A 3803-nucleotide genomic window follows, 5' to 3' on the forward strand; every position below is an offset into this window, starting at 1 on the left:
AGCCTTTGTCAATCGCTTCTCAAGGACAGCGTTCAACACTACCGTTCGTTTAGCCTCTCTCTCGCTCATTGTCAGTTCTTTCATAGACTGACATTTTCACTGCTCCCTTAACCCCTGACACTATCGCTGCACCAATGCACCGTGCCCGAGCCCACGTTGACCGCAGCTACGGGCGCATACTACAATTTCGTAGTGCGCCTCTGGCCCTAAATTCGTAACTTGTAATTCGTAATTAGTAATTCCTCCTGCAGGAGCGTAGCTCAGCTGGTAGAGCAACGGTCTCCAAAACCGTAGGTCGCGGGTTCGATCCCTGCCGCTCCTGCCAATCCTGCACCGCATGATAAAGCCGCTGGTAGCCAACGACCAGCGGCTTTATTTTTGTTCTGGAAAGCCAGAATTTCACATTCGTTTCACATTCGTTTCGTCCATCCCAAGGTGCCGGTTCAAGTTTGCGGCGTTCTTGCTGGCCTGCCCCCGTCTCTACGGCTGCCGCGGTATGTGCGCCGCATTCATGTTCGTTCGGGTCCTCTCATAGAGAATGTCGAGCATTTCGCGCTTAACGTCGCTTGGCAACTGACTTGTATTTTGAAATGTAATAGTAAACTGGGGCTCGGACAGGTCCCGTTCCTTTCGTTTCGTGCCCTGAAGATGCTTTTTGATTTGGTCTGACGTTGGCTTAACACGGGCCTGTGATACCCAGCGCGTGGTAGCATCATGCAAGACTATGAGAAGAGCGTCTGGCGAGTTGACCCAGCCGTCTTCCGCTCTGATAGCCACGAACCGTGGAGGTGGCACCAGACCCGAGTCCACGGCTGAGTCATACGTTGCCCACGGGCGTAGCCAAGGCTTAAGCCCAACAAACCCGTCTAGATCGTCCGTAATAGGGTCTCCTTGTTTCGTTCTCTTCGCAACCGTTGCGCGGAGGCCATAGTAATAGATCAGAGTCAGTCGGTGCTCTATCGACGCCGTGGCTAGCGCTGCCCTCAATCGGACCGCCCACTCCACTTCATCCCCGTTCATGCCCCTGCCGTACAACACCCTAAACTGCGCATTGTGTTCAAGAAGGAAGTCAGTTGCTTCCGGATCATCGCATGACTTACAACCCCCCACCGTCGACCAGGTTCTCCATTCGGCCGGCATGTAAGCACCATCGCCCTCGGCCATTGCTTTTTGCACGATGTATTGAATCGCACGGAGGGAAGGGACTGTATGGTTTTCTACGGCTTTGTTATGTCTGATTTGCCTTTCAAGCTCAACGCGGATCTCCTTACACGGTGCCTTCGGATCAATAGCCCAGATGCCCTTTGCCATTCTTACGATCTCAGGATGTATCTTTGGCCGCACTAGCGATAGCCTCCTATTTGCGCTCATGCACTAATATTTGCACTTACTATATCTATATGCCTCTGTAATGTGCATAGTATGGATGATAACCTGCACCAATACAGAAAGCAACAGACCACGCTCGTTCCGCAGAGACTAATGGAGGCATCAAAGTGACACTGTTAGACAAGCTGTTGGAGACCCGGGAGACTGTAGACATCCCAACCGCATGGAGGTTGGTCAACGGCCTGCCCTTAGATTCAAAAGCGGGGAGGGCGCAAGCGTATGTGGCGGCCAAGAACGGATCGCTGCCAGGTGTCATCCGCCTTGGGCCGCGGCGCATGGTGGTGTCGTTACGGAAACTTAAGGCAGAGTTGGATGCGAGGCCGAACTAGCTATCGGGAGCCTTGATCATACGTGAGGCACGGACACGGAAGAGAAGCAGGGTAGCTTCTTCCATAGGTTTCAACAGTGACACTATGCTTTTGCTAGCACTTAACATCAGTCTCGTGGACTCATGTTGGAGAGGAACGCCGGCACAGATGGAAGAGATCTCTTCATTTCTCTATGATATTGTGCGTGGCCGCAGCCCGATGGTAGCACAGTTCCGTGTCAAGGAGAGCTCATATGGCCCGACCTGCCGCTAGTCGTCGGCCCTTCGTTTTGTCCGCCACGGTGGACTTTCCGGATGATGTGAATAACGGCGTCTATACCCCTGAGCTGGTGGACGTCATGCTTGGCCGCCTGAAGCGTATGGGCGTGACACGAGTTTACTGGAACTACTACGGCGATACCGACCCCGACTCCTATTGGGCGGGCCGGATATTCGATAGGGTCAGTTACGGGCGCGAAACCCTGCGGCGCATTGGCGAGCCGGTGAAGGCTGCCACGCTGATAGCTCACAAACGCGGCATCGAGCTCTTCGCCGTTATCAAGCCCTTCGATCTGGGCGGCCCGGCGATCACGCCCGAAGGCTCGCCGGAGTTCGATCCGTCCAAACCCATTCACATCGGCGGGAACGTCGTGCCTGGCTACACCCTCATCGAAAAGCATCCCCAACTGCGAGCCAAACGCCGGCCTTACGACTCTCCGCCGAACCTCCAGACAACCCCTATCAGGCGGATACGGCTGCTCAAGTCAGACGCCTCGCCCACACGGGTGCGGAACGAGAACCTTGAGATTTGGACCAGCCCCAGGAACTACCGCTATGAGATAAGAAAGGTGACATTTGAGCTGAAAGAGAGTGTGGAGCCTGCGCGGCAAGAGGTGCGGGATGAGTTCGGCACTCTCGTTACGGCCGCCGGGAGCCCGGTAAGAACATTGAGTCTTGAGGGGCTTAATCTCACTGACAAATACATTATCGTAACGACGAACTTCCATGATGGCGCGCCGGACTTCGCCAACACCGCCGTCGTAATGGTTGAAGCGTATGGCGACGGGCCGGACCCGTTCCCGATCGAAGTGGCGACACGACGCGCCTTCAAGGACGCCCCACGCGACTTCCGCACTCATGGGCTCGAGTTCGATGCCGGCCTGGGACACTGTTTCGGCGCGCTCGACGCGGACAACCTCGACGTTACCAGGGGCAGTCCTTTCGAGAGCGGCGTTGCGCATGACGGCGTCATAGGGTTTGCAAGGGGCAAAAACGAGTATCTCACGGCGGTGCCCTGCGAGGCTTATCCGGAGGTTCAGCGGTTGTGGTCGGGCTGCCTGGACCGGGTCATTGCGGCGGGCGTGGATGGCGTCGATTTCAGGCTGAGCTCCCACGGGAGCTGCGCTAATGCGCCGCTCGAGTATGGCTTCAACGACCCCGTCGTTAAAGACTATCGTCGCAGGTACGGTTCAGATGTCTATGGCCCAGAATTCGACGCGGGGAAATTTGCGAGGATGCGTGGCGAGACGTTCACCACATTCCTCCGCGCGGCGAGCGCGCGGCTGCGAGGAGCGGGGAAGAAGGTCCAAGTGCACGTTCATCCTGAGGCCTACACAGATAATCCTGCGCAGGTGAACCTCGTCTGGATGCCGCCGAATATCTTCTTTGATTGGCGGTCGTGGCTCCAGGAAGGGCTCTTGGACGGCATATCGATGCGCAACGAGCGCTATGCTGACAACCCACCCGGCGGCAGCGCCTTCAAAACGCGCCTGGAGAACGTCCTCGCTCATCCGGTCGTTCCCGATGTTCTTTCTCAGGCGGCTGAGGCGGGCGTCCCTGTGTACATGGTCCGTCGCGTCGTACGCGCGCTGAGCAGCGAGGAGTACACCAATGACCTCGAAGCCATCTACAACAACCCGCTGTTCTCAGGCTTCGATGTCTACGAGGTAAAGAACATCGCCAAACCTGCGCCGGACGGCTCAGCACTCATCCCGGTCGAGGACCGCATGGAATGCATAGAGGCCAAGGCGCGCGAGCTCGGGCTAGCCTAGATCATGGCCGACGTGAATGGGTACCTGTTCAATTGGTCCGCCGGCTTCTTGCCGCC

The 3803-nt window shown here is 56.6% G+C and carries 2 protein-coding genes and 1 tRNA gene; 2 read left to right on the top strand and 1 reads right to left on the bottom strand.

Annotation, left to right across the window (positions count from 1 at the left end):
* Positions 1-249 precede the first annotated feature (249 nt).
* A tRNA-Trp gene (locus FJ319_14550) sits at positions 250-325 on the top strand.
* A 155-nt stretch (positions 326-480) separates the two neighbouring features.
* Here FJ319_14550 and FJ319_14555 read toward each other — a convergent pair.
* A complete protein-coding gene (locus FJ319_14555) occupies positions 481-1344 on the bottom strand; it encodes a hypothetical protein (GenBank protein ID MBM3935485.1) in 864 nt (287 codons plus the stop codon).
* Positions 1345-1950: 606 nt separating this feature from the next.
* Between FJ319_14555 and FJ319_14560 the strand changes: the two genes are divergently transcribed.
* Complete coding sequence (locus tag FJ319_14560; GenBank protein MBM3935486.1) at positions 1951-3747, top strand: hypothetical protein; 1797 nt, start codon at positions 1951-1953, stop codon at positions 3745-3747.
* Positions 3748-3803: the final 56 nt, after the last annotated feature.

The organism is SAR202 cluster bacterium (assembly GCA_016872355.1).
Lineage (GTDB): Bacteria > Chloroflexota > Dehalococcoidia > Lucifugimonadales > VGZY01 > VGZY01.

Bases quoted from the DNA above. Each gene is read 5' to 3' on its own strand.
- FJ319_14560 (MBM3935486.1), top strand. From the start codon at position 1,951: ATGGCCCGACCTGCCGCTAGTCGTCGGCCCTTCGTTTTGTCCGCCACG.